This is a genomic window from Roseibium litorale (assembly GCF_014842915.1).
Taxonomy (GTDB): Bacteria; Pseudomonadota; Alphaproteobacteria; order Rhizobiales; family Stappiaceae; genus Roseibium; species Roseibium litorale.
The window spans coordinates 163531-186116 of record NZ_JACYXI010000012.1; the positions used below are offsets into that span (position 1 = coordinate 163531).

Annotated in this window: 22 protein-coding genes; 8 read left to right on the forward strand and 14 right to left on the reverse strand. The window is 60.4% G+C overall.

Annotated elements, in window-relative coordinates; translation table 11 throughout:
- Nucleotides 1-135 precede the first annotated feature (135 nt).
- Nucleotides 136-750: a uracil-DNA glycosylase family protein gene (locus IG616_RS17825; protein WP_192149525.1), complete on the forward strand. Its 615-nt coding sequence runs from the start codon at nt 136-138 to the stop codon at nt 748-750.
- 327 nt (nt 751-1077) lie between these two features.
- On the opposite strand, the gene IG616_RS17830 is transcribed toward IG616_RS17825, so the two are convergent.
- Nucleotides 1078-2055 carry a sulfurtransferase gene (locus IG616_RS17830; RefSeq protein WP_192149526.1) on the reverse strand — a complete coding sequence of 326 codons (978 nt, stop codon included), beginning with the start codon at nt 2053-2055 and terminating at the stop codon, nt 1078-1080.
- Between the two features lie 219 nt (nt 2056-2274).
- Between IG616_RS17830 and IG616_RS17835 the strand changes: the two genes are divergently transcribed.
- Nucleotides 2275-2757 carry an Lrp/AsnC family transcriptional regulator gene (locus tag IG616_RS17835; protein ID WP_484593346.1) on the forward strand — a complete coding sequence of 161 codons (483 nt, stop codon included), beginning with the start codon at nt 2275-2277 and terminating at the stop codon, nt 2755-2757.
- 39 nt (nt 2758-2796) lie between these two features.
- Entirely contained in the window at nt 2797-3297 is a 501-nt protein-coding gene (locus tag IG616_RS17840) for a DUF302 domain-containing protein (RefSeq protein ID WP_192149528.1), read from the forward strand.
- A gap of 312 nt (nt 3298-3609) precedes the next feature.
- On the opposite strand, the gene IG616_RS17845 is transcribed toward IG616_RS17840, so the two are convergent.
- The 3 genes from IG616_RS17845 to IG616_RS17855 form a co-directional block, all read right to left on the reverse strand.
- Nucleotides 3610-4131: a hypothetical protein gene (locus IG616_RS17845; protein ID WP_192149529.1), complete on the reverse strand. Its 522-nt coding sequence runs from the start codon at nt 4129-4131 to the stop codon at nt 3610-3612.
- 184 nt (nt 4132-4315) lie between these two features.
- Entirely contained in the window at nt 4316-5275 is a 960-nt protein-coding gene (locus IG616_RS17850; protein WP_343072393.1) for an NAD(P)-dependent oxidoreductase, read from the reverse strand.
- Complete coding sequence (locus IG616_RS17855) at nt 5276-5467, reverse strand: hypothetical protein (RefSeq protein ID WP_192149531.1); 192 nt, start codon at nt 5465-5467, stop codon at nt 5276-5278.
- A gap of 99 nt (nt 5468-5566) precedes the next feature.
- Here IG616_RS17855 and IG616_RS17860 point away from each other — a divergent pair, with 99 nt between their 5' ends.
- Nucleotides 5567-6466 carry a LysR family transcriptional regulator gene (locus tag IG616_RS17860; RefSeq protein WP_192149532.1) on the forward strand — a complete coding sequence of 300 codons (900 nt, stop codon included), beginning with the start codon at nt 5567-5569 and terminating at the stop codon, nt 6464-6466.
- Between the two features lie 9 nt (nt 6467-6475).
- On the opposite strand, the gene IG616_RS17865 is transcribed toward IG616_RS17860, so the two are convergent.
- The 9 genes from IG616_RS17865 to IG616_RS17905 form a co-directional block, all read right to left on the reverse strand.
- Complete coding sequence (locus tag IG616_RS17865; protein WP_192149533.1) at nt 6476-7306, reverse strand: ABC transporter permease; 831 nt, start codon at nt 7304-7306, stop codon at nt 6476-6478.
- The gene (locus tag IG616_RS17870; protein ID WP_192149534.1) at nt 7303-8016 is read right to left on the reverse strand and encodes an ABC transporter permease; all 714 of its coding nucleotides are present in this window, start codon (nt 8014-8016) and stop codon (nt 7303-7305) included. Before IG616_RS17870 ends, IG616_RS17865 begins: the two co-directional genes overlap by 4 nt.
- Before the next feature lie 101 nt (nt 8017-8117).
- Nucleotides 8118-8894 (reverse strand): ABC transporter substrate-binding protein, encoded by a 777-nt coding sequence (locus IG616_RS17875; protein WP_192149535.1) that lies wholly within the window; start codon nt 8892-8894, stop codon nt 8118-8120.
- A 224-nt stretch (nt 8895-9118) separates the two neighbouring features.
- Nucleotides 9119-9562 carry a hypothetical protein gene (locus IG616_RS17880; RefSeq protein ID WP_192149536.1) on the reverse strand — a complete coding sequence of 148 codons (444 nt, stop codon included), beginning with the start codon at nt 9560-9562 and terminating at the stop codon, nt 9119-9121.
- Nucleotides 9563-9771: 209 nt separating this feature from the next.
- A complete protein-coding gene (gene mobA / locus IG616_RS17885; RefSeq protein ID WP_192149537.1) occupies nt 9772-10431 on the reverse strand; it encodes a molybdenum cofactor guanylyltransferase MobA in 660 nt (219 codons plus the stop codon).
- A 402-nt stretch (nt 10432-10833) separates the two neighbouring features.
- The gene (locus tag IG616_RS17890; RefSeq protein WP_192149538.1) at nt 10834-11427 is read right to left on the reverse strand and encodes a GNAT family N-acetyltransferase; all 594 of its coding nucleotides are present in this window, start codon (nt 11425-11427) and stop codon (nt 10834-10836) included.
- 35 nt (nt 11428-11462) lie between these two features.
- Nucleotides 11463-12140 (reverse strand): SDR family oxidoreductase, encoded by a 678-nt coding sequence (locus tag IG616_RS17895; protein ID WP_192149539.1) that lies wholly within the window; start codon nt 12138-12140, stop codon nt 11463-11465.
- Between the two features lie 79 nt (nt 12141-12219).
- A complete protein-coding gene (locus tag IG616_RS17900) occupies nt 12220-14199 on the reverse strand; it encodes a bifunctional 2',3'-cyclic-nucleotide 2'-phosphodiesterase/3'-nucleotidase (RefSeq protein ID WP_192149540.1) in 1980 nt (659 codons plus the stop codon).
- Between the two features lie 279 nt (nt 14200-14478).
- Nucleotides 14479-14967: a GNAT family N-acetyltransferase gene (locus IG616_RS17905; RefSeq protein WP_192149541.1), complete on the reverse strand. Its 489-nt coding sequence runs from the start codon at nt 14965-14967 to the stop codon at nt 14479-14481.
- Nucleotides 14968-15218: 251 nt separating this feature from the next.
- On the opposite strand from IG616_RS17905, the gene apbC reads away from it, so the two are divergent.
- The 3 genes from apbC to IG616_RS17920 all read left to right on the forward strand — a co-directional run bounded on the left by apbC (nt 15219) and on the right by IG616_RS17920 (nt 19123).
- Entirely contained in the window at nt 15219-16382 is a 1164-nt protein-coding gene (gene apbC / locus IG616_RS17910; protein ID WP_192149542.1) for an iron-sulfur cluster carrier protein ApbC, read from the forward strand.
- Nucleotides 16383-16678: 296 nt separating this feature from the next.
- A complete protein-coding gene (locus tag IG616_RS17915; protein ID WP_246476298.1) occupies nt 16679-17551 on the forward strand; it encodes a DMT family transporter in 873 nt (290 codons plus the stop codon).
- A gap of 342 nt (nt 17552-17893) precedes the next feature.
- Nucleotides 17894-19123, forward strand: coding sequence for a multidrug effflux MFS transporter (locus IG616_RS17920; protein ID WP_192149544.1), 1230 nt, complete (start codon nt 17894-17896; stop codon nt 19121-19123).
- Between the two features lie 282 nt (nt 19124-19405).
- Here IG616_RS17920 and moaA read toward each other — a convergent pair whose 3' ends face one another.
- Entirely contained in the window at nt 19406-20395 is a 990-nt protein-coding gene (moaA, locus tag IG616_RS17925; RefSeq protein ID WP_246476299.1) for a GTP 3',8-cyclase MoaA, read from the reverse strand.
- Nucleotides 20396-20700: 305 nt separating this feature from the next.
- Here moaA and IG616_RS17930 point away from each other — a divergent pair, with 305 nt between their 5' ends.
- The gene (locus IG616_RS17930; protein ID WP_192149546.1) at nt 20701-22134 is read left to right on the forward strand and encodes a cryptochrome/photolyase family protein; all 1434 of its coding nucleotides are present in this window, start codon (nt 20701-20703) and stop codon (nt 22132-22134) included.
- Nucleotides 22135-22586 lie beyond the last annotated feature (452 nt).

Below are 22586 nucleotides of genomic sequence, written 5' to 3' on the forward strand. Positions count from 1 at the left end.
TGATGCCTATCGAAAGATTGATGGGCCTATCCCTGTTTATAATCTGTGACTCATGATTTCTTAAGATGAGCCTCAAAGGATTGGTGAATCCCTCCTTAATCCTTACATGACAATTTGAATGACGAGAGAGGTAACGTGGGAAAACTGGGCAAACTGGCAGAAGAAATTTCTGGTTGCCGGATCTGCGTCGACAGCCCGCGCGCAAAGCCGCTGCCCCATGAACCCAGACCCGTCATCCAGCTGTCTCCCACGGCCCGCATCTGTATTTGCGGCCAGGCGCCGGGGACGCGGGTGCATGCCAGCGGTAGGCCCTTCACCGATCCCTCCGGAGACCGGCTGCGCGACTGGATGGGTATCGGCGAGGAGATTTTCTACGACGCGCAGAAGCTCGCCATCGTGCCCATGGGGCTGTGCTTTCCTGGGCTGGACGCCAAGGGCGGCGACCTGCCGCCACGCCCCGAATGCAGGCAGACATGGCATGACAGGATCTTCGCGGCCATGCCGCAGATCGAGCTGATCCTGGTGATCGGGCAATATGCGCAGGCCTATCATCTGGGAGGCGCGCGCAAGGGCTCTTTGACGGAAACCGTTTCCGCCTGGCGTGACTATTGGGATGCGGGCGTGGTGCCAAGAGTGCTGCCCATGCCGCACCCGTCCTGGCGCAACAATGCCTGGTTGCGCAAGAATCCCTGGTTCGAAACGGACCTGCTTCCGGTGCTGAGGGCTGAGGTCAAGCGGCTGGTGGAGTGATTGCAAACTGCTTGCATCGGCGGTTCGAGCAGGAAGGTGATTGGAAAAAGAAAGCCGGAATGCGCGGGGATACACTTCTCCCTTTGGGGAGAGGTCGGACCGGAGGTCCGGGTGAGGGGGGCTTTTAGGCTGCTGACAAAATGGCTGTCTTCTCATTCGTCATGGCCGGGCTGGTCCCGGCTATCTGCAAGCCATTGACGTGTGCAGGTCCTCGGCACAAGGCCGAGGATGACGGTGGAGAGGCCTCAGCTTTATCAGGAGTGAAAAAGCCCACCGCAAAGGGTGGGCTTTGACGTGTTTCACCTGAACTGAGTTTGGTGCTTCGGGTCAGTTCGTGTTGGCAGGCTCTGCCGGAGCAACGGTGGCTTCGACCGGCAGGGATTTGTCCTGCGACCAGCCGACCATGCTCGCGTCGTAAAGCGTCACGTTCTCGCGGCCAAGAAGCTGGGTCAGGATGAACCAATTCGCGGCAGCCCAATGTCCGGTATTGCAGTAGGATACGACCTTGGCGTTGCTATCCTTGACGGACGCCGGCAGAAGGCTGGCGAGTTCCGCCTTCGGCTTCAGCCGGTTGGTCTTGTGATCATAAAACTGGTCCTGATCAAGGCTTAGGGCACCCGGGATATGGCCGAAACGGGTGGCGTTGGAATGCTTGTGCGCTCCGGCAAACTGGTCGGCCGGGCGGCCATCCAGAAGCAGGGTTCCGGTGCCGAGCATTTCGGCGACCTCATTGGTCGAAACCAGAAGCGCTTCATCCGGCTCGGCCACGAAGAGGTCACCAACCGGGGTCACATCGCCGGTCTGCAGCGGACGGTTCTCAGCGGTCCAGGCTGCGAAGCCCCCATCCAGAATGGCAACGGCGTCATGGCCCAGATATTTGATCGTCCAGTAGACACGGGCTGCGGCACTGAAGTCCTGGCTGTCAAAACCGCCGGGAACGATGACCAGGGCCTTGTCTTCCGACAGGCCGATCTCGGAGAGCACAGCTTCCAACTTCTCTACGGCGGGCAGCATGCCGGTCACGCCATCGCGGTCCGTGCGCCAGTAGCCCGGATATTCCGACCAGACAGCGCCGGGAATATGACCCTTGAGATAGTCTTCCTTGCCGGACTTGGACATTTTGGAGCGGATGTCGAGAATGACGACATCATCCTCACCCGTGTGGGCGGCAAGCCAGTCCGTCGGCACCAGCGGTGTGACATCCGGAGCGGCTGCGGCTCCCGAGACAGACAGAAGGATGGAAACAACGGCACCGGCAGCCAGCCGCAGAGAGCCTTGAGCGAAACGGTTCAAAGGTCCGGTCATGGACAGCCTCCAGAATTGCGGAATGAGGAATTTTATTCCCTTTGAAAGAGGGAATTGACATTGAACGCGGGAGGCGGCAAGGGATATTGACCGGGTTACTAGAAGAAAAATCTAGTTTTTTGCATGCGTTCCGCGCATTGGAAAATTGTTCCAAGCCAGCCTTGGTACCGGAAAATCGAATCCATCGGGCATCGTCCCAAATCAGGTCCGAAACACATGATTGACCGCATTGACCGCCGTATCCTGTCCATCCTGCAAGAGGATTGCACGGTGCCCGTTGCCGAGATTGGCCGCCGGGTCGGCCTATCCACCACGCCCTGCTGGCGGCGGATCCAGAAGATGGAAGAGGACGGGGTGATCACGGGCCGGGTGGCCCTGCTTGATCCGGCCAAGGTGAATGCCAAGGTGACCGCTTTCGTCGCCATCACCACCAACCAGCACACGGAAGACTGGCTGAAGAAATTCGCCGATGTGATACGCGATTTCCCGGAAGTGGTGGAGTTCTACCGCATGGCAGGACAGGTGGATTATCTCTTGCGCGTGACTGTGCCGGACATTGCGGCCTATGATGCCTTCTACAAGCGCCTGATCGCGAAGATCGACATCACCGATGTCTCGACCACCTTTGCGATGGAGCAGATCAAGTACACCACGGAACTGCCCCTCAGCTATGTGGTGCCGGAAAAGCCGAAGGCCGATTGATCCGCTGAACTGCGGGGCATGCGGCGGGGAGGAGGAAGCATGATCAGGTTCCAGTCGAAGTCCAAATTGGGCGGCTCCATCAGCCTGGCTGCCGCCATGGCCGCGTTGTTTGCGGGAGTGTTGCCCTCGCAGGCCGCCGATCCGGTCACCTTCAAGGTGGAAGCGCCATTTGACGATGTGCGCTTCGATCTTGAGAGCGCGATTATCAACCGCGGGCTTGTGATCGATCACACGTCTCACGTGGGCGAAATGCTGGCGCGGACCAAGGAGGACGTGGGCGGCACGAAGGATATTTTCGGCAACGGCGACGTCATGCTGTTCTGTTCGGCGGCCCTGTCGCGCAAGGTGATGGAGGCCGATCCGCTCAACATCGGCTATTGCCCCTATTCGGTCTTTGTCTTCGACACACCGGATGCACCGGGTCAGGTGACCGTCGGCTACATGCCTCTTGATGAGCGCGGCAACGATGCCTCGAAGGCGGCGATTGCTGAGGTCAACGCGCTGCTGGATGAGCTGGCACGGGAGGCCGCGGGGCAGTAATTCTCTGGCTTGCAGATGCCAGGAAGGCCCCGGAGCTATTGGGGTTTGAGGTTATGACAAACCTCTGCACCGCGCTTTCCCGGACGCAGCGAAGCGGAGATCCGGGATCTCTCACCTGAGCGTCGTATTGAGAACAATAGGTTCTTAAAGCGGGTTCCGGCTCAAGGCCGGGACGGCGTGGAGCAAACTCTTGCTGTCTTCGGTTTGTCCGCAGCAAGTAGGCCCCGGAGGTTGCGGGGCCTTGTTGCTGCCGGCTTCGGTGAGGAATGAGCCCGGAAGCCCGTCTCACTCCCCGCTTCGAAGGCCGACGCCTCAGGAGCCCTTGGTCAGGCGGACGCCCTCGCGCTTTCCGGCGGTTTCAAGCGTCTTCACAGGAGCGCCCTGCAGCCGAACGCCTTTGCGCCGGTCCTGCATCTCCTCTTCTTCTTCCTTTTTCTTGCCGGCGTATTTCTGATGAACCTTCTTGAAGGCGCCGGAAGAATAGAAGGCCTTGTTGATGTCCTTTTCGATCTTCTTGGCCACCGCATCGCGGGCGTCCTTGTAGATTTTGGACCAGTCTTTGTCCTTCCAGTCCTCAAGGGTGCCAAGCGTGTCCGCCATATCCCGGGTCTTGGAGGAAATTGCGCTGAGCCGCTTCTTCGGCGTCGGGGAGAAATAGACCGGGAAGTCCTTTTTCGGATCCTGGTCTGCTGTCTCGAGCAGGAACATGATGCTGTCCTTGTGCCCGTTTGCGGCTGCAAAGGCCATATAGGCCTTGCAGGCAAGATCGCTCTTCTTCTCGATGATCTTCAGAACGCTGGTTCTGTAGGTGACGCCGTCAATCGTAATGGCCATTCTTCCCGGCTCCCGTCAATCTGTCTCGGTTCGGTCTTTCCCGCAGGCAGGGTGCTGCCATGTGCGGTGACTGTCCGTATGTGCCGGGGACGGGCGCAAAGGTTCATTGAGGGGAAGGCGGGAGCTGGCGGGACAGCTTCCGTAGGGCAGCCCCGGCTTATGGGCCGGGGCCTTTGCATCAGGCTTACTTCTTGTCCGCGTTTTCCAGACGGGCGATAAGGCTGGACGTATCCCAGCGCTTTCCGCCCATGGCCTGGACTTCGGCGTAGAACTGGTCGACCAGAGCGGTCACCGGAAGGCGGGCGCCGGTGTCATTGGCGGTCTGAAGACAGATGCCGAGATCCTTGCGCATCCAGTCGACGGCGAAACCGAAGTCGAACTTGCCGTCCTTCATCGTCTCCCAGCGGTTTTCCATCTGCCAGCTCTGGGCCGCCCCGCCGCGGATCGCGGAAATGACCTTGGCCACATCCAGATCCGCCTTCTTGGCGAAGTGGATGGCTTCCGACAGCCCCTGAACCAGACCGGCGATGCAGATCTGGTTGCACATCTTGGTCAGCTGGCCCGCGCCGCTCTCGCCCATCAGACCGGAGAACTTGGCAAAACAGTCGATCACGGGCCTGGCCTTGTCGAAGATCTCCTGGTCGCCGCCGCACATGACGGTGAGAACGCCGTTTTCAGCGCCTGCCTGGCCGCCGGAGACGGGGGCGTCGATAAAGCCGCAGCCCTTTTCCTTGGCAGCAGCATAAAGCTCGCGGGCAGCTTCCGCAGAAGCGGTGGTGTTGTCGATGAAGATGGCTCCGGGCTTCAGGCCATGAAAAGCGCCATCCGGACCGGTGGTCACGGAGCGCAGGTCATTGTCGTTGCCCACGCAGCAGAAGACGAAATCCGCCCCTTCGGCGGCTTCCTTTGGCGTCTTGGCAAAGCTGCCATCAAATTCCTTGGCCCATTTTTCAGCCTTGGCTGTGGTCCGGTTGTAGACAGTCACCTCGTGTCCGCCACGGGTCTTCAGGTGTCCGGCCATGGGATAGCCCATCACGCCCAGTCCGATGAATGCAACCTTCGCCATATACCTGCGTCCTCCAGTCAGCCAGGTGCCCGGCATCAAGCCGGGCCAGTGTCTTTTCCGGAGTGAGTAGTAGCGGATTCACTTTTGATTGTCAGGCGAAAGACCTTGATGCCAGGAGCTGAAAACGCCAAAGGCCAGTCTGGCTTCGCGGCTGCGTCCGGCGTGATCGCCCTCGATCAGGCGCTCCGGACGGGAAGAAGAGGGGACAGGCCGTGTGAACGGGGAGAACCGTGAGGCCTGAAAGAACTGCAGTGCGTGTCTTGCAAACATTTTCTTACATCCTTGTCTGGTCTGGATGTAATGAAAATGAATGATATTATCGGCAAATGCGATTCAGGAATTCTTCTGTTGTGTAAGGTAAAGTAACATATGGATTGGCATCACTTTCCATCGCTTTCCAGCTTGAGAGCCTTTGCCGCGGTTGCTGAGGAGAAGAACCTGTCAGCGGCAGGACGCAAGCTGAACGTGACCCATGCGGCCATAAGTCAGCAGGTCCGTTCACTGGAAGCCCATCTGGGCGTGGAGCTCCTCCGCCGCGCGGGCAGAGGCGTTGCCCTCACTCCCGCCGGAGAGCATCTGGCTGAAAGCCTTGCGGAGGGTTTCGGCATTATCGCGCAGAAAGTGGATGAGATTCAGCGGGGCAATCGGGAACGGCCTCTCAACATCACGCTTACACCATCATTCGCCGTGAGCTGGCTCATGCCGCGGATCTCCGACTTCAAGCAAGATCATCCAGAGGTCGAGCTGATGCTCAATCCGACATCACAGGTCATTGACCTGGCCGCCGGGGATGTCGATCTCGCAATCCGCTTTGGCACCGGCAGCTGGCCCGGTTTTGATTGCGAACTTCTGCTGGCCTCGCGCCATGTGGTGGTGGGGGCTGCTTCGTTGCTGGGAGATCGTGTGATTACAGATCCTGCCGAGATGCAGGAGTTTCACTGGCTGCAGGAGTTGGGCACGAATGAGGTGTCTGTCTGGATGGAAAGACAGGGCGTGGTGCCAAAGTCAAAGCTCAACATCACGCATCTGCCCGGATACATGATCCTGGACGGTTTGAGGCGCGGCCACGGGATTACCGCGACGGCGCGCATCTTCGTCGAGAGCCTCATCGAAACCGGCGCTGTCAGGGTCCTGTTTGAAGATACGGAACCAGTATCGACAGGATATCATATGGTCACGCGCCCAGGCCTGCGGCGTCCGCCGCTAAAGGTGTTCATGGCCTGGCTGCGGCGCAAGGCGGCGGAGGACGCGTGCTGCTTCCCGTTTTGAGCTGATGGTTCAGCGGGCAAGATGCCGGGTCAGGCGCGCCTCGAACTTGTCCCAGACCCTGCGCAAGGTTTCGACCAGGAACAGGTAGAAGACAGCTGCCCAGATATAGGCCTGGAAGTCATAGGACCGCGAATAGGCCCGGCGGGTCTCGCCCATAAGGTCGAAGACGGTCACGATCGAGGCAATCGCGGACCCTTTGATCATCAGGATGATTTCGTTGCCATAAGGGCGCAGTGCCACCATCAGTGCTTGCGGGATGATCACCTTGAACAGGATGACATGACGGGGCAGGCCGAGTGCTTTGGCGCCTTCCCATTGCCCCTTCGGCACGTTCGAAATTGCCCCGCGCAGGATTTCGGCCTGATATGCGGCTGTGTTCAGGGAGAAGGCGAAGATCACGCAAAACCAGGCATCGCGGAAGAAGGTCCACAGTCCGACCTCAGTCAGGGCATCCCGGAAGGAGCCTGCGCCGTAGTAGATCAGGAACGTCTGGGCAAGAAGCGGGGTGCCCCGGAAGAAATAGACATAGGCGTAAGCTGGCCAGCGGAACAGCGCCAGACGGGAGTTCCGCGCCAGGGCAACGGGCACGGACAGGAGCGCGCCGATGAGGAGCGAAACACCGACGATCTGAAGCGTTACGATGAAGCCGGAAACGTATTTGTCCGCATATTTCTCGAAAAACGGGCTGAAATAGGCCTCAGCTAGATACCAGACGAGGAAAAAGCCCGAAACGATCCAGAGCGCCATGAGCACATGGCCGGCGATACGCGCGCCGGTCCAGGGACGGGGAGGGGCTGCGGGCGGGCGGCGCGCTTCGATAAAGCCTGTGGCGATGCTCATCGTGCGGTCTCCCCGCGTTTGCTCCAGCGTTCAATCCGGACAAGACCGGCGGAAGAGATGATCGCAAGAACCAGATAGATGCCGCAGGCGATGCTGAAGAACAGGAACGGTTCCTTGGTGACACGCGCGGCGACGCCGGTCTGCCGGATGATATCTGCAAGGCCCACGACGGAAACGAGAGAGGTTTCCTTAAGCAGGATCAGCCACAGATTGCCGAGGGCTGGCAGGGCGAGGCGGATCAGCTGCGGCAGGATGATCAGGCGCATGGTCTGATTTCTGTTCAGGCCAAGCGCATAGCCGCCTTCGTATTGTCCGCTGGATATGCCACGGAAGGCGGAGAGGAAGGCTTCTGATGCGTAGGAGGAGAACACCATCGAAAGGGCAATCATGCCGGCCACGAAGGAATTGATCTCGATCGTGATGTCGAGGCCAAGAAGTTTGGCCAGCTCCTGAACGCCGATCTGCACACCGAAATAGACCAGGAACAGGGTAAGCAGCTCAGGCAAGCCGCGGAACAGCGTCGTGAAAATACTGGCCGCAGTTTCAAGAGAGCGCTCGCCGGACATCTTGGCGAGAGCGATCAGAAACCCGAGAATCAAGCCGAAGGGCAAGGTCGCGATGGCCAGGGTGACAGTGACAACGACGCCTTGCGCGATCTCGTCGCCCCATCCGGCGTCGCCGAAAGAAAGCAGTGTCAGAGCCTCAGTCATGATCCGGGGCAGCTTTCGCTCTTGTGCAAAATAAACTGTTCAAAACAAATGAAGCGCGGCGCCAGAAGAGCCGCGCTTCAAAAGTTCACGAACGGAAATTTTTAGTCGCCGTAGACATCAAAGTCAAAGTAGGCGTCATTGATTTCCTTGTATTTGCCGTTGGTCCGGATGTTCGCGATTGCCTTGTTGAACATCTCCTTGAGATCCGTGTCTTCCTTGCGGATCGCAATGCCTGCGCCTTCGCCGTTGATGACCGGATCCGGCTTCAAGGTGCCGAGGATCTTGCAGCAGGAGCCTGCATCCGACTTGACCCACTCGTCCAGAACGACGACGTCATCGATGGCAGCATCGATACGGCCGTTTTCCAGGTCGAGCTTGTACTCGTCCGGGGTCGGGTAGAGCTTCAGGGCTGCGGACGGCAGCTTGGCTTCCGCATAATTGGAGTGGGTGGTGGAGGACTGCGCGCCCAGAACCGCACCGGCCATATCCGCGTCGGTCACACCCTTCAGCGGGCTGTCCTTGGGGACGGCGATCGCGGGCGGGGTGTTGTAGTATTTGTTGGTGAAGTCGACCTTCTGCTTGCGCTCTTCCGTGATCGACATGGATGCGATGATTGCATCGTATTTGCCGGCTTCCAGGGCCGGGATCATGCCGTCCCAATCCTGCACGACAAACTCGCACTCGACCTTCATGTCGTCGCAAAGGGCCTTGGCGATATCGACGTCGAAGCCACTGAGCTGGCCATCGGAGCTGAGCACGTTGAACGGGGGATAAGCGCCTTCCGTTCCGATCCGGATCTTTGTCCAGTCCTTTGCTTCGGCGCTGCCTGCTGCGGCAAGAGCAATTGCAGCGGCTGCTGCCAGACGCGTGATACGCATATGATGGTCCCCTATCTTCTGTTTGACGCAGGCTGGCTGTTGATCGCCAAGTCCTGCCGAAGTTGCTATTCCATACTTTTCTGCATGAATTTCAACCGTGCCTAACAAAAAAACAGCGATGTTGAGGAAGCTTCAACAAGGACCTAACGTAAACCTGTCAATCCTGGCTTCCATATCTGCCCGTGAAGCTGGCGTGATCAAGCCTGCTGTCTCCGGTCCACGCCCTAGCTCTCTTGCGGGTCAATTGCGGGATTGCTTGGGTTTGCGGCCTCTCTGGCCGAGAATTCCGCCTCCCGCAGCTTCAAGGTCATGATGTCCACGAGGGTGCGTTCCGACAGGAGAGAGGTCGAGTTCTTCGCCTTCTCCAGGTCTTCCTGTTCGTAGCTCTTGAGCATGGGCTGTTTGGTCTGCTTTGCAATCCGTTCCTCGTGCAGCAGCCGTTCTTCCGGCGGCAGATTGGCGAGGCTGGATTCGGACAGCTTGTGGTCGTTCAGGTACTTGTCCCGGATGCGCTCTTCTGCCGGAAGTTCGGTCCAGGCTCTGTAACGGTCTTCAAGCGTGCGCTTGAACGCCTCCATGTCGAAAGCCGGTCGTACCTTCCGGCTCTGGCCGGACATGCTTTGGGCTGCCGGCACTCCGCTTGCCGGGGCTGTTCCGATGGCCGTCATCCCGAAACTCCGCTCTTATGAAGGGATCTCCAACTCGCATGAGTCTTTTCAGCAAGATGCATGCCGGACCCTCCGGGCAGAAACTCTGTTCAGTATCGGGGCATTTCTGTCGGTATCTTAAATTTCCGGCGGAGTTTGCCCGGCAGAATATGCCTGACGGAAGGTTCTGCAAGTATCAGCGGCGCTGAAACCGGAGAGAACCGGGCAGCCTATGCGGTTGCCTGGCTTAGGGCTTGCCGGGCGGTCTCAAGGTCTTCAGGCCGGTTGGCGTTGAAGAACGGGTCCAGTCCGGTCAGGGGATCGGGGGCAAAGTCGATCTCGATGCTGTCGTGCCGGTCGACCCAGGCCAGCACCTTGCCGTCCTGGCCGCTGGCGAGCCAGAAGGCCAGATCATCGGCAAGCCCAACCGGCCACAGGCCGAAGACCGGGTGCAGCCGGTCGCTGGAGGTGGCCAGCGCGATCACCGGCTTGTCCCGCGGCACGGCGGCCTTCAGGCGGGCAATCAGATCTCTTGGAAAGAACGGGGTGTCCGCTGCGACGGAGACGATGCTGCGCACCTGCGGGAAATATTGCCGGGCGTGGAGCATGCCGGTGAGAATGCCTGCCAGCGGGCCGCCATAGCCGGAAATGCTGTCCGGGATGACCGGCAAGCCGAAGCTTGTAAACCGCTCGGGATCGCCATTGGCATTTAAGACCGTGCGGGCGCACTGACCCTCAAGCCGCTCGAGAATATGGGCAAGCATGGGTTTGCCGCCAAGTGGCAGCAGTGTCTTGTCGCCGCCGCCCATGCGTCTGGATTGACCGCCCGCCAGGATCAGGGCCAGAAGGTCATCGTCTTCAGGGGGGGATGTCTGAGTGCCGCGGATCATGGGAGCCTTCCGTGCCGGAGGCTTGTCTTGCCGCGAGGGACGAGGTGCAAGTCCCCGCTTGGCGGTTCATCGCAGTTTGAAAGCGGGCAACTGTCAGGCAATGCCGACTCCCTGTGAAGTCCTTTTCAAAAAAAAAGGTAGGCCTGCCAGTGTTATGACGCAAGTGCGAAGGCGGGCATAAACCCCGTCTGAGTTTGATGAAGACCTTACCGTCAAGCTTTTCCGGACGCAGCGAAGCGGAGATCCGGGATCCCGCAGAAGCTCATTTTCTTCAAAAAGACGATGGAATTAGGCAGGTCCCGGCTCTAGGCCGGGACGGCATGGAGAGTGGTGGCGGGATTTTCCGGTGCATTTTCAATCTGAGCAGCCGCAAAACCCGTTGCCCAGAAACGCTTGTTGGACTCAGCGGTGTCTATCCAGTTGCCAGGTGAGGTGATTGCGCACCGCGGGCCACTCGCTGGCAACGATGGAATAGACGCAAGTGTCGCGCAGGGAGCCATCCGCCAGCTTCTGGTGGCTGCGCAGGACGCCGTCCAGCTTCGCGCCCAGCCGCTCGATTGCGGCCCGGCTCTGCCGGTTCATGAAATGGGTGCGGAACTCGACGGCGATGCAACCAAGCGTCTCGAAGGCATGGCGCAGCAGCATGAGCTTGCATTCGGTGTTGAGGCCGCTCCGCTGGACCGCTGGACGGTACCAGGTGGAGCCGATCTCCACGCGCTTGTTGGCTGCATCAATGTTCATGTAAGTCGTCATGCCGACCGCATTGCCGCTTTCCGCGCACAGAATCGCAAAGGCGAGCATCGATCCGGCTGCCTGAAGCCCAAGCCGCCGGCCGATCTCCGCCGGAACCTTTTCCGGGGCGGGAACCGCCGTGTACCACAGACGGTGAAGCCCGCCCTCCGCAGCGGCTTCCGCAAGGTCTTCCGCGTGAGCCTGAGTCAGCGGGACAAGGGTTGCGAGTTTGCCTTCAAGGGTAACAGGCTCGGGCCAGGGCATCGGCGGATCTCCGGAAATATGACGATGAGTCCCTTCTAGAATGGCCTTTCCTCGCCCGTCCACTTGAAGAATGTGCCGGTGACAGAAATGGTTAGCTTGTCCGCAATGGAGAGAATGCCTTCTGCGACCCGTTCCGGTTCGTTGTCCGCATCTGATCCTCCCATATCGGTTTTCACCCAGCCCGGATCAATGACCACGACCGGAATGCCGTCATCTTCCAGATCGGTTGCTAAGCCCTGCATCACTTTGTTGAGGGCTGACTTGGAAGCCCGGTAGGCAATCCGGTCGGAGGTCTGATAGCCCATCCAGGACATTTGGCTGGAGATACTGAGAATGCGGCCGGAGCCGGAGGCCCTAAGCTTCGGCAGGAAGGCCTGAGATACGGCGAGGGGCGCGACCGTGTTGACCTCGAGTGTTTTCAGGAAACCATCGAAATCCATGTCGAGCGTGGCTTGGCGGGACGGGCCGATGATCCCTGCATTGTTGATCAGAATGTCCAGGCTGCCGTCCACCTTCCCGGCGGCAGCAGCCACCGCTTCGCGGTCGGTGACGTCGAAGACAAGCGGGGTCAATCCCGGCAGACCTTTGGCCATGTCAGCTGCCAGCGGTTCGGTGCGGGCAGAGCCATAGACGGTCCAGCCTCTTGCCAGAGCAGCCTTGGCCATAGCAAAGCCAATGCCGCGGTTTGCGCCGGTGATCAGTATGGACGTCATTCGAATGGCTCCTGTTTGCAAACAAAAAAACACCGCCGGAGAGGCCCCGGCGGTGCGTTCGTTGGGGGTATTGGTCTACTTAGAGCGCGATACGGTAGCGGGCAAACCCGTCCGCGCCGTCGCCCGCCGGTTCGATCTTCACGCCCTTGACCGCAGCCGCATAGTCCTTGCCACCGGGGCCCGTGTCGAAGAGTACCGTGGTGCCGTCCATCGGCTTGAAGGTCCAGTTGCCGTCGGCAGACGGGTTCACCGTGCCCTGTTCCACAATGTAGCGGACCAGAACGTCCCGGTTGGTGTCCGGACCGACGAAGACGATCACGCTGTCGTTGATGCCCGGGAAGTTGCCGCCGCCGCCTGCGCGGTAGTTGTTGGTGGCGACCACGAATTTGGCGTCCGGATCGATCGGCTTGCCATCATACTTGAGGTCAACGATCCGGCTTGCGCCTTCGTTGATCAGCTCGCCCTTCGGACCGTATTTCGATGGCTGGCTCAGGTCGATCTGATAGGTCACCCCATCAATGACATCGAAGTTGTAGCTCGGGAACTCCGGATTGATCAGCGGCTGATCGGCCTTGCCCGGTTCGACCTGAAGGAAGATGCCCGCGGAACGCTCCAGCCACTCCTTCACGGTCGCGCCGGTGATGGCGACGGCCCGCACGGTGTTCGGGTAGAGGTAGAGGTCGGACACATTCTTGATCGCGACATCGCCCGCCGGAACATCTGTGTAATAGGACGGGCCGCCACGGCCACCGGCCTTGAAGGGGGCTGCTGCGGAGAGGATCGGCAGGCCTTCCCATTCGGTGCCCTTCATCATCTGCGCCATGTACCAGGTCTGAGCCTTGGAAACGATCTGGACGCTGGGGTCATCGGCGACCAGAGCGAAGTAGGAATAGAGCGGTGCCGAGGTCTTGCCGACCGGGCGGCGGACATAGGCGAGGGTTGCCTCGTGGTCTTCCTTCACTGCGTCCAGAACATCCTGCTGGCTCTCCACCAGCGGCGTCACGGTGCGGCCTTCCTTTTCATAGATCGGGCGGGCCTCGGTGGTGAAGCCGGCGATCTTCCAACCGTTGCCCTCACGCTCCAGCATCAGGTCGATGACGCCCAGGTGCGAGCCCCAGAAGCCGCCCATGGCTGCGGGCTTGCCGAAGAGCGTGCCCTTTTCGATATCGACTTCCGGCACATCCTTGAAGTCCGGGCCGGGGAAGACAAGATGCTGGTGGCCGGTGAAGACCGCGTCGATGCCGTCGACTGCCGCCAGATGCAGGGAGGCATTTTCCATGCCCTCCGCATAGGTCGAGCCGTCGATGCCGGAGTGGGAGAGGGCAACCACCAGGTCACAGCCCTGTTCGCGCATTTCCGGCACGAAGGCCTTGGCGGCGGCGACGATGTCGCGGGTGTTGACCTTGCCTTCCAGATGGCCGCGGTCCCAGTTCATGATCTGCGGCGGCACGAAGCCGATGAAGCCGATCTTGATCGGGTAGCTCTTGCCCGCGCCGTCCTGGATCGTCTTTTCAACGATGACATAAGGCTTCAGGAACAGGCTGTCGTCCCGGGCATTGGCGGCCAGGTCACCCTTGGCGAGGTTGGCGCAGACGACCGGGAAATTCGCTCCAGCCAGCACCTTGCTCATGAACTCAAGACCATAGTTGAATTCATGATTGCCAAGCGTGCCTGCATCAAAGCCGAGCACGTTCATGCCCTTGATCACCGGGTGCAGGTCGCCGTCCTTCATGCCGCGCTCATAGGCAATGTAATCACCCAGCGGGTTGCCCTGAAGGAAGTCGCCATTATCGACGAGAACCGAGTTGGTCGCCTCGTTGCGGATGGCGCGGATCAGGCTGGCCGTGCGGGCAAGACCGGCGGTGTCGACCGGCTTGTCGGCGTAATAGTCATAAGGGAACACATGGACGTGCAGATCCGTGGTTTCCATCAGACGGAGATGAGCCGTGCCTTCCGCCGCGCGCAGGGAGTAGGGGTGAAGGAAGGCTGCAAAGCCGGTTGCCGCTGCCCCTCTCAACAGAGTGCGGCGGCTGAGGGATGTACTTGAAAACAAAGACATGACGGCAACTCCGGAGAGGATGGAACCCATTGAACCGGCAGCAGGCTGCCTCACTCGGACGACATGCGCAAGCGTCCGTAAGGGCAGGTGCCTGAGGGGCTGTGAGAGATGAAACACGGCAAACCGGAGCCAGGCTCCGGACGCTGATGCTGATCTGCACCACCGGTGTGAAGGACATGTGACAGGTCCAGCTCATCGGCCCCGAACACCGGGGGAATGGCTTTTGATCCTTCAGAACTCAGGCAGGTTCTTGGCGCAAAGAGGCAAGCTGCGGTGCGGTTACCTCCTCGCAAGCATCGGCAGGATCAGACCCCATTGCGTCATCTCTGGCGGACCGGCAGGCTCGAATCCCAGTTTCTTGTAGACGGCAATCGCCAGCGCATTTTCTGGATGAGGATCGGTGGCAATGACGGGCGCCCCCGCCTCGAAGAGGGCGTTCATTCTTGCGCTGATGAACGCCGGTCCGTGACCTCTACCGGTCATTTCCGGGTCGCCAATATATTGATCGATGCCCCGTGAGCCCTTGGGAAGTCCGGCAAAATGATGATCCTCCCAGCCATGAACCGTATAGTCCTGCATGAAGGCAAAGGGCCGGCCTGCAGTCGATACAATCCATCGGGCGGCCTTTGGATCGGCCAGGTCTGCGGCGCTGTAGGGCTCCGCAGACTCCCACCATTGGCGGACATGCGGGGCCGATTGCCAGGCTGCCAGCAACGGCAGATCGTCCAGCGTCACTTTGCGAAAACTGTATTGGCGGTCTCTCGTCATCTGACACACTCACCACATACCGGATTTGTCCAAGCCTCAGGCGCAGCGACGCCTATTCAACCTTGCTGGCAGAAAACGGGTCAAGCGGCTTGCCGCCGACATGGCTGGGGATAACGCTGCCGTGTCAATCCGGCAGGGCCGCTGCGATTGACGCTTGCCGTTCCATGACTACGTTAGGCGCCTGAGTTTTGTCCGGTGGAGAGCCGGGCCTGCGGATGCGAACCCCAAACGCCGTAGAAAAGGCGCAAGCAATGAGCGAGACGATCAAGAAGGCCGTGCTGGAACGGCTGTCCACGATTAAGGGACCGGACCTGGAGGGGGACATTGTTTCTCTCGGTTTGATCTCGGATGTTTTTGTGTCGGATGGTCGGGTGGCCTTCTCCATCACCGTTCCGGCCGAGCGGGCGCGTGAACTGGAGCCTTTGCGCCAGGCAGCAGAAAAGGTCGTGCGCGAGGTTCCCGGCGTCGAGACGGCAATGGTCGCGCTGACGGCAGAACGGGCCGCAGGCAGCGCCCCGGCTCCCTCAGCCCCCAAGGCCTCCATGGGGGCGCCTGCCAAAGGGCGGGCAACGGCGCCGGAAAAGCCGGGCCAGAAGCCGGGCGTTCCGGGGGTCAAGCACATCATCGCCGTTGCCTCCGGAAAGGGCGGCGTCGGGAAGTCCACAACCACGGCAAACCTTGCGCTGGCCATGCAGGCCAACGGGCTGAAGGTCGGCGTTCTGGATGCGGATATCTACGGCCCGTCCGTGCCGCGGCTGTTCAAGGTGTCCGGCCGGCCGGAACCTGTTGATCCCGCCAATAGCAGGATCCTGAAGCCGCTTGAGGGCTATGGCGTCAAGGTCATGTCCATCGGCTTCATGGTCGAGGAAGACACGCCTATGATCTGGCGCGGACCGATGGTGATTTCTGCCCTGACCCAGATGCTGCGGGAAGTGGCGTGGGGTGAGCTGGATGTTCTGGTGGTTGACATGCCTCCGGGAACAGGCGACGCCCAGTTGACCATGGCCCAGCAGGTGCCGCTGGCAGGTGCAGTGATCGTTTCCACGCCGCAGGATCTGGCACTGATCGATGCCCGCAAGGGGCTCAACATGTTCAAGCGGGTCGACGTGCCGGTCCTCGGCATTGTTGAGAACATGAGCTACTTCATCTGTCCGGACTGCGGTGGACGGCATGACATCTTCGGTCATGGCGGTGCACGCGCGGAAGCGGAAAAGCTCGGTGCGCCTTTCCTCGGTGAAGTGCCGCTGGATATCCGGATCCGGGAAACCTCCGATGCCGGAACACCGATTGTCGCCAGCGAACCGGATGGCGTTCATGCGAAGGTCTACCGGGAGATCGCGGCAAAGGTGATGGATGAGGTGCGCCAGAACGAGGAGGGCGGCCAGAGGGCTGCGCCGAAAATCGTCTTCGAGTGATGCCTCAGCGCTGACAGGGTTGGGATTTATATTAAATTCCAAAGAGTTATCCGGTCCGTTTGAATCAATCATCAAGGTGGTTGAATCAGATTTTCAACGGACCTGATTTGGTGCTAAACGCACTTGCCGGAACGGGCCGCATGGCGGAGGCTCCGGCAAGTGCCTGCATGATTGGCGAAGGGGATGGACAAGCCTCCCGAACGCCGCTTCAAGCCGGATACTCGAGAGATTATGAAAAGCCCGGCAGGCAGCCCTGACCGGGCCTGTGCCCTGCTGGGAGAGCGACCTTGGATTTGATGGGGAACGGCCGTGCAATCTCGGCCATGCTGGTTGCCAATGCAGCCTTCATCATCAATGACAGCCTGGTAAAGGTGGTCGCCGGCGACCTTCCGCTCGGCCAGATCATCCTCCTGCGCGCGATCATGACGGGCGTCATCATGGTTGTTATCTGTCATTTCACCGGGGTGTTCCGCAATTGGCGCGGGCTGGTGCATCCGCTGGTTCTACTGCGCACCTTCGCGGAAGTGGGCTCCACCGTCCTCTACCTGACAGCCCTGATGCAGATGCCGATCGGCAACATCACGTCGATCCTTCAGGCCCTGCCGCTTGTGGTGACGGCGGCCGCCGCGATCTTTCTCAAGGCTCCGGTGGGCTGGCGGCGCTGGACGGCCATCCTGGTCGGCTTTTGCGGCGTCGTGCTGATCGTGCGGCCGGGACTGGAGGGCTTCAATGCCTGGTCGCTGCTGGCTCTGGCTGCGGTCATGTTCATGGCCCTTCGGGATCTGGCGACCCGGCAGATGCCTGCCACGGTTCCGACCTTCGGGGTCGCCCTGTCTACGACTGTCGGCGTAGCGATACTTGGTGGCGTGATGACCCTTGCCGAAGACTGGCAGCCCGTAGACATGGGGTCCATGTCTCTTCTGGCCGGGGCGACCGGATTCATCACGGTCGGCTATATCTTCATCATTCTGGCGATGCGCTCCGGCGATATCTCCGTGGTTGCGCCTTTCCGTTATTCCTCAGTTCTCTGGGCGCTGGGCCTGGGCTATTTCATCTGGCGCGAGGTGCCGGATCTGATGACCGTCGCGGGCACGATCATTGTCGTGCTGACGGGCATCTACACCTTCCTCAGGGAGCGGCGGCTGTCGCGCATTCCGGCCAAGGGTTAAAACGGCGCCGGTAACCGGTATGGTTGCGCTGCGGCGCAGATGATGACTTGTAAGCGAAGCGAACTGTTCCTAGTGTGTGGGGACGGCTCTGCCGTCTGAGATTGATGACAAAGGTATGAAACCCTCCATCGTCATCCCGGGCAAGCGCAGCGCGACCCGGGACCGGAGAGCCCGAAAATTATCGGTTTCAGTTAGTTATCGATCAAAGCAACTCGGCTCACCGGTCCCGGATCTCCGCTTCGCTGCGTCCGGGAAGACGAATTGAGAGGTTTGTCAGCACCCTCGGACAGCTCTGCCGTCTTCTTTCTGAGATCCCTTTGTCCGCTACCTTTCAAGAAGATCATGTTGCAGCCGTTATCTACTGCCAAGGCAAGTGCGCCGTCTATTCCGGTTCTGGTCGCCATCTCGACCCTTTCTCCCCTGTCGATGAACATTTACCTGCCGTCCCTGTCCGGGATGATGCAGGCTTTCGGGGCGACGGCTGCCGAAGTGCAGCTGACCATGTCCCTGCCGTTTGTTGCGATTGCCCTCGCTCAGCTTGTGCTTGGGCCGCTCTCTGACCGGTATGGCCGCCGTCCGGTCGTGCTCATAGGTATGGCCGTCTACACATTGGGGAGCGTGCTCTGCCTGCTTGCTCCGACCGTCGAATTGCTGATCGCGGCGCGCATCGTGCAGGCGGTGGGGGGAAGCGCGGGGTTGACCCTGGCCCGCGCCATCGTGCGCGATCTCTATGACAGGGACCGGGCGGCCAGCATGATCGGCTATGTCACCATGGGCATGACGGTTGGCCCCACTTTCGGTCCAGCGATTGGCGGCTTTCTGGATGCCAGCTATGGCTGGCGGGGCGGCTTCTGGCTCATGCTGATTCTGGGCGCTTCGGTTCTGGCGGCGTCCTTCCTGACCTTGCACGAGACGAACAAAGTGAGAGCGCATGGAACGGCTGGCGTTCAGGGACTGGTGCGCAATTACAGGTCTCTGATCCGCGAGCCGGTGTTCTGGGCCTTTGCCTTGACGGCCTGCTTCACGTCCTCGGTTTATTTCGCCTATCTTGGCGGCACGCCTTTCATTGCGGCTGGCCAGCTGGGCATGCGGCCGGAGGAAATGGGCTTCTATTTCATGTTCGTGGGCCTCGGTTACTTCGTCGGCAACGGTATTTCCGGCCGGGTGGCCTCCAGGGTGGGGCTGGTGCCGATGGTGGTCACCGGCACTGTGTTCCCGACCCTTGCCATAGCCTGTCTGGTGATCGGAACCATGGTGATGGGCATCCGCTCGGAGCTCATGCTGTTCCTGCCCATGGTTCTGGTCGGGCTCGGCAACGGTCTCTGCCTGCCGAGTGCAATGTCCGGTGCGGTCAGCGTGCGCCCGGACCTTGCGGGCTCCGCCTCCGGCCTGATCGGTTCGCTTCAAGTTGGTATGGGCGCGGTCAGCAGCACGTTGGTCGCCTGGCTCCTCTCCGACACCATGTTCCCGCAGGACAGCTGGCCGATGGTTCTGGTCATGGGGATCTATATCGTTCTGACCTGGTGCGGCATTCTCGGGATTTTTACGAGCGGCCGGCAGGCGGAAGCCTGAAGGGGGATCAGCAGATTTCCCTCCCCCAAGGGGCTTTCTTGAACCGGCGGATGACAAGTCTATCCTTCGTCTTCCCGGACGAAGGCAAAGCCTGAGATCCGGGACCGGTGAGCATAGGTGCTTTGATATTATAGCACTTTAACCTGACAGGCTTCTGGCTCACCGGTCCCGGCTCGCGCGTGGCTTGGCCGGGATGACGATCATGGAGGCCGTACCTGTGCCTTCAGTCTGGTTTTCCAAAGGTCTCCGGAGGGAGCCTTGCCGCAGGTCCGGGTGAGGGGCTTAGCCGCCTGTCACGCTCATGTGGCGGGAGACGGCGGGCTGGCGGGTGCGGCGGTCGATGACGAAGTCGTGGCCCTTGGGCTTGCGGCCGATGGCCTCGTCAATGGCGTCGCTCAAGAGCTCATTGCCTTCGGACGCCCGGAGCGGGGCACGAAGATCCGCCATGTCATCCTGGCCCAGGCACATGTAGAGCTGGCCCGTGCATGTGACACGCACCCGGTTGCAGCTTTCGCAGAAATTATGGGTCATCGGCGTGATGAAGCCGATCCGCCCGCCGGTTTCCTCCACCTTGGAATAGCGGGCCGGGCCGCCGGTCTTGTAGGGGATGTCCGTCAGGGTGAAGCGGTCGGCCAGGCGGCTGCGGACCAGGGACAGCGGCAGATACTGGTCGGTCCGGTCGCCGTCGATCTCGCCAAGCGGCATGGTCTCGATCAGGGTCAGGTCATGGCTGTTGGCATGGCACCACTCCATCATCGGAATGATCTCATGCTCGTTGACGCCCTTGAGTGCGACCATGTTGATCTTGATCTGCAGCCCGGCTTCCTTGGCAGAGCGGATGCCGTCCATCACCTTGCCCAGATCTCCCCAGCGGGTGATGGCCTTAAACCGCTGCTCGTCCAGTGTATCCAGCGACACATTGATCCGGCGCACGCCCGCGTCATAAAGCTCACCGGCGAGGCGGGCGAGCTGGGAGCCGTTGGTGGTGATCGTCAGCTCTTCCAGAAGGCCGCTGTCCAGATGGCGCGACAGACCGCGGATCAGGGTCATGATGTTCTTGCGCACCAGGGGCTCGCCGCCAGTCAGCCGCAGCTTGCGCACGCCCTTCTCGATGAAGGCGGTGCAGAGCCGGTCCAGTTCCTCCAGAGAAAGAACCTCGCGCTTGGGCAGGAAGGTCATGTCTTCCGCCATGCAATAGACGCAGCGGAAATCGCAGCGGTCCGTCACCGAGACCCGCAAATAGGTCACGGCACGGCCGAAGGGGTCGATCATCAGCGGGGAGGGGCCGGCGGCATTGGCGGGCTCGGCTTGGCGCGTTTCTGCGCTCTCGGCCAGGATCGGCTGCCCGGTGTCACCATTGCTCATCGCATGCTCCCTCATACCCGCCGGTTTGGCCCGGCGCGTCTTCATGACAGCAATATGTCTCCGAATGGGCCGGGCTTCAAGGCGGGCAGGTGCGCGGAGACCATCACATCTCAACAGATGTACGGCAAAGTGGGAGCTGTTCCGGTGATCCGATTGCCCCATATGCCGTATCAACTATCTGTTCTAACCGCTTGATTTGGACCGCCGCTCTCATGACCACCCTCGTCTGGTTCCGCCAGGACCTGCGCCTGGCCGATAATCCCGCGCTCAGCGAAGCCGTGGCAAAAGGCAAGATCCTGCCAGTCTTCATTCTGGAAGACGCCAAGGCGGTGGGAGACAGTCATCCGCTCACGGGCGCCAGCCACTGGTGGCTGCATCACTCTCTGGCTTCCTTGAAAAAGGCGCTGCCCGGTCTGGTGTTGCGCAAGGGCGATCCGCGCTCCATCATTCCTCATCTCGTGGAGGAGATGAGGATCAAAGCTGTCTACTGGAACCGTTGCTATGAGCCACATGCCATTGCCCGCGACAGCGACATCAAGGCGGATCTGAAGGCCAAAGGCCTTGATGTGCGCAGCTTCAAGGCCTCGCTCCTGTTTGAACCCTTTGAGGTGCAGACCAAGTCTGGCGGCCCTTACAAGGTCTATTCGCCCTTTTGGCGGGCAGCGAAGGAGGAGGAAGTGCCAGAGCCTCTGGCAACGCCGCACAAGATCGAGACCCTTTCCGGCTGCGATAGCGACGAACTGGAGAGCTTCTCACTGCTTCCGAAGCGTCCCGATTGGGCCAAGGGCTGGGACGATCTTTGGTCACCGGGCGAGGAGGGGGCTGCGGAGCGCCTGTCCCAGTTCCTGAAGGAAGGGCTCTCCGGCTATGGCGAGTTGCGCAACCGTCCGGATCTTCCCAATGTCTCGCGGCTCTCAGCCCATCTTCATTTCGGTGAAATCTCGCCGCGCCAGGTCTGGCATGAGACCCTGAACCATATTGAGGCCTGTCCTGATGACGAGAAGGACGGCTGGAAATTCCTGAGTGAATTGGCCTGGCGGGAGTTTTCCTATCATCTGCTCTATCACTTCCCCAAACTGCCGGAGGAAAACTGGAAACCGGCCTTTGATGCCTATCCTTGGCGGGAGAGCGAAGAGGACCTGAAGGCCTGGCAGCGTGGCCAGACCGGCTATCCGATCGTGGATGCAGGCATGCGCGAGCTTTGGCAGACCGGCTGGATGCACAACCGGGTGCGCATGATTGTCGCCAGCTTCCTGATCAAGCATCTGCGCCTTCACTGGCACCATGGCGAAGAATGGTTCCGCGATACGCTTGTGGATGCGGATCTCGCGAACAATTCTGCCAGCTGGCAATGGGTGGCCGGCAGCGGCGCGGATGCCGCGCCCTATTTCCGGATCTTCAATCCCATGACCCAGGGTGAAAAATTCGATCCGGAAGGCGATTACGTGCGCAAATGGGTGCCGGAACTCGCGAAGCTGGACACGGCCTATCTCCACGCGCCGTTCGAGGCGCCAGAAGCGGCCCTGCGCAAGGCCGGAGTGGAGCTTGGCAAGACCTACCCGAAGCCCATCGTCGACCACGCCAAAGCCCGCCAGGCTGCACTCGACGGCTATGAGGCGGTGAAGGAGGCGGGGCAGGACGGGTGATGCATCTTCCATGAGGCGCGGCCGCTTGGAGACGTCACCGCATCCAACCTCGTCACCCCGGCCAAGCGGAGCGCGAGGCGGGGCCCACTCGCCAGTACGGGAACGCAGGCAGTAGAGGGGCGACGAAGGCGTTCCGCCGAAACGGCTCTCGAGGCACTTTTTGCTGCGAGCCGTTACTGTTTCAAGAAAAGCTCTGCGAATGAGTGGATCCCGGATCTCCGCTTCGCTGCGTCCGGGATTGTTTGTTCTTGCCGATGTTATGATGGGGTGCTCTCCCGGCCCCTAAACTGCCGGGAGAGCAGTGGCAGGCGACCGTGCGGGGATTGGGTTTTCACCCGCAGTCATCATGGCTCCCTGCCGCTTCCTTTTCCCGCTTGGAGAGTTGATTGGGCCGCTGTCCGCACGCCCGCAAACAATCCGAAGCACGCGAAGGATACCACGCTCATGAGGTT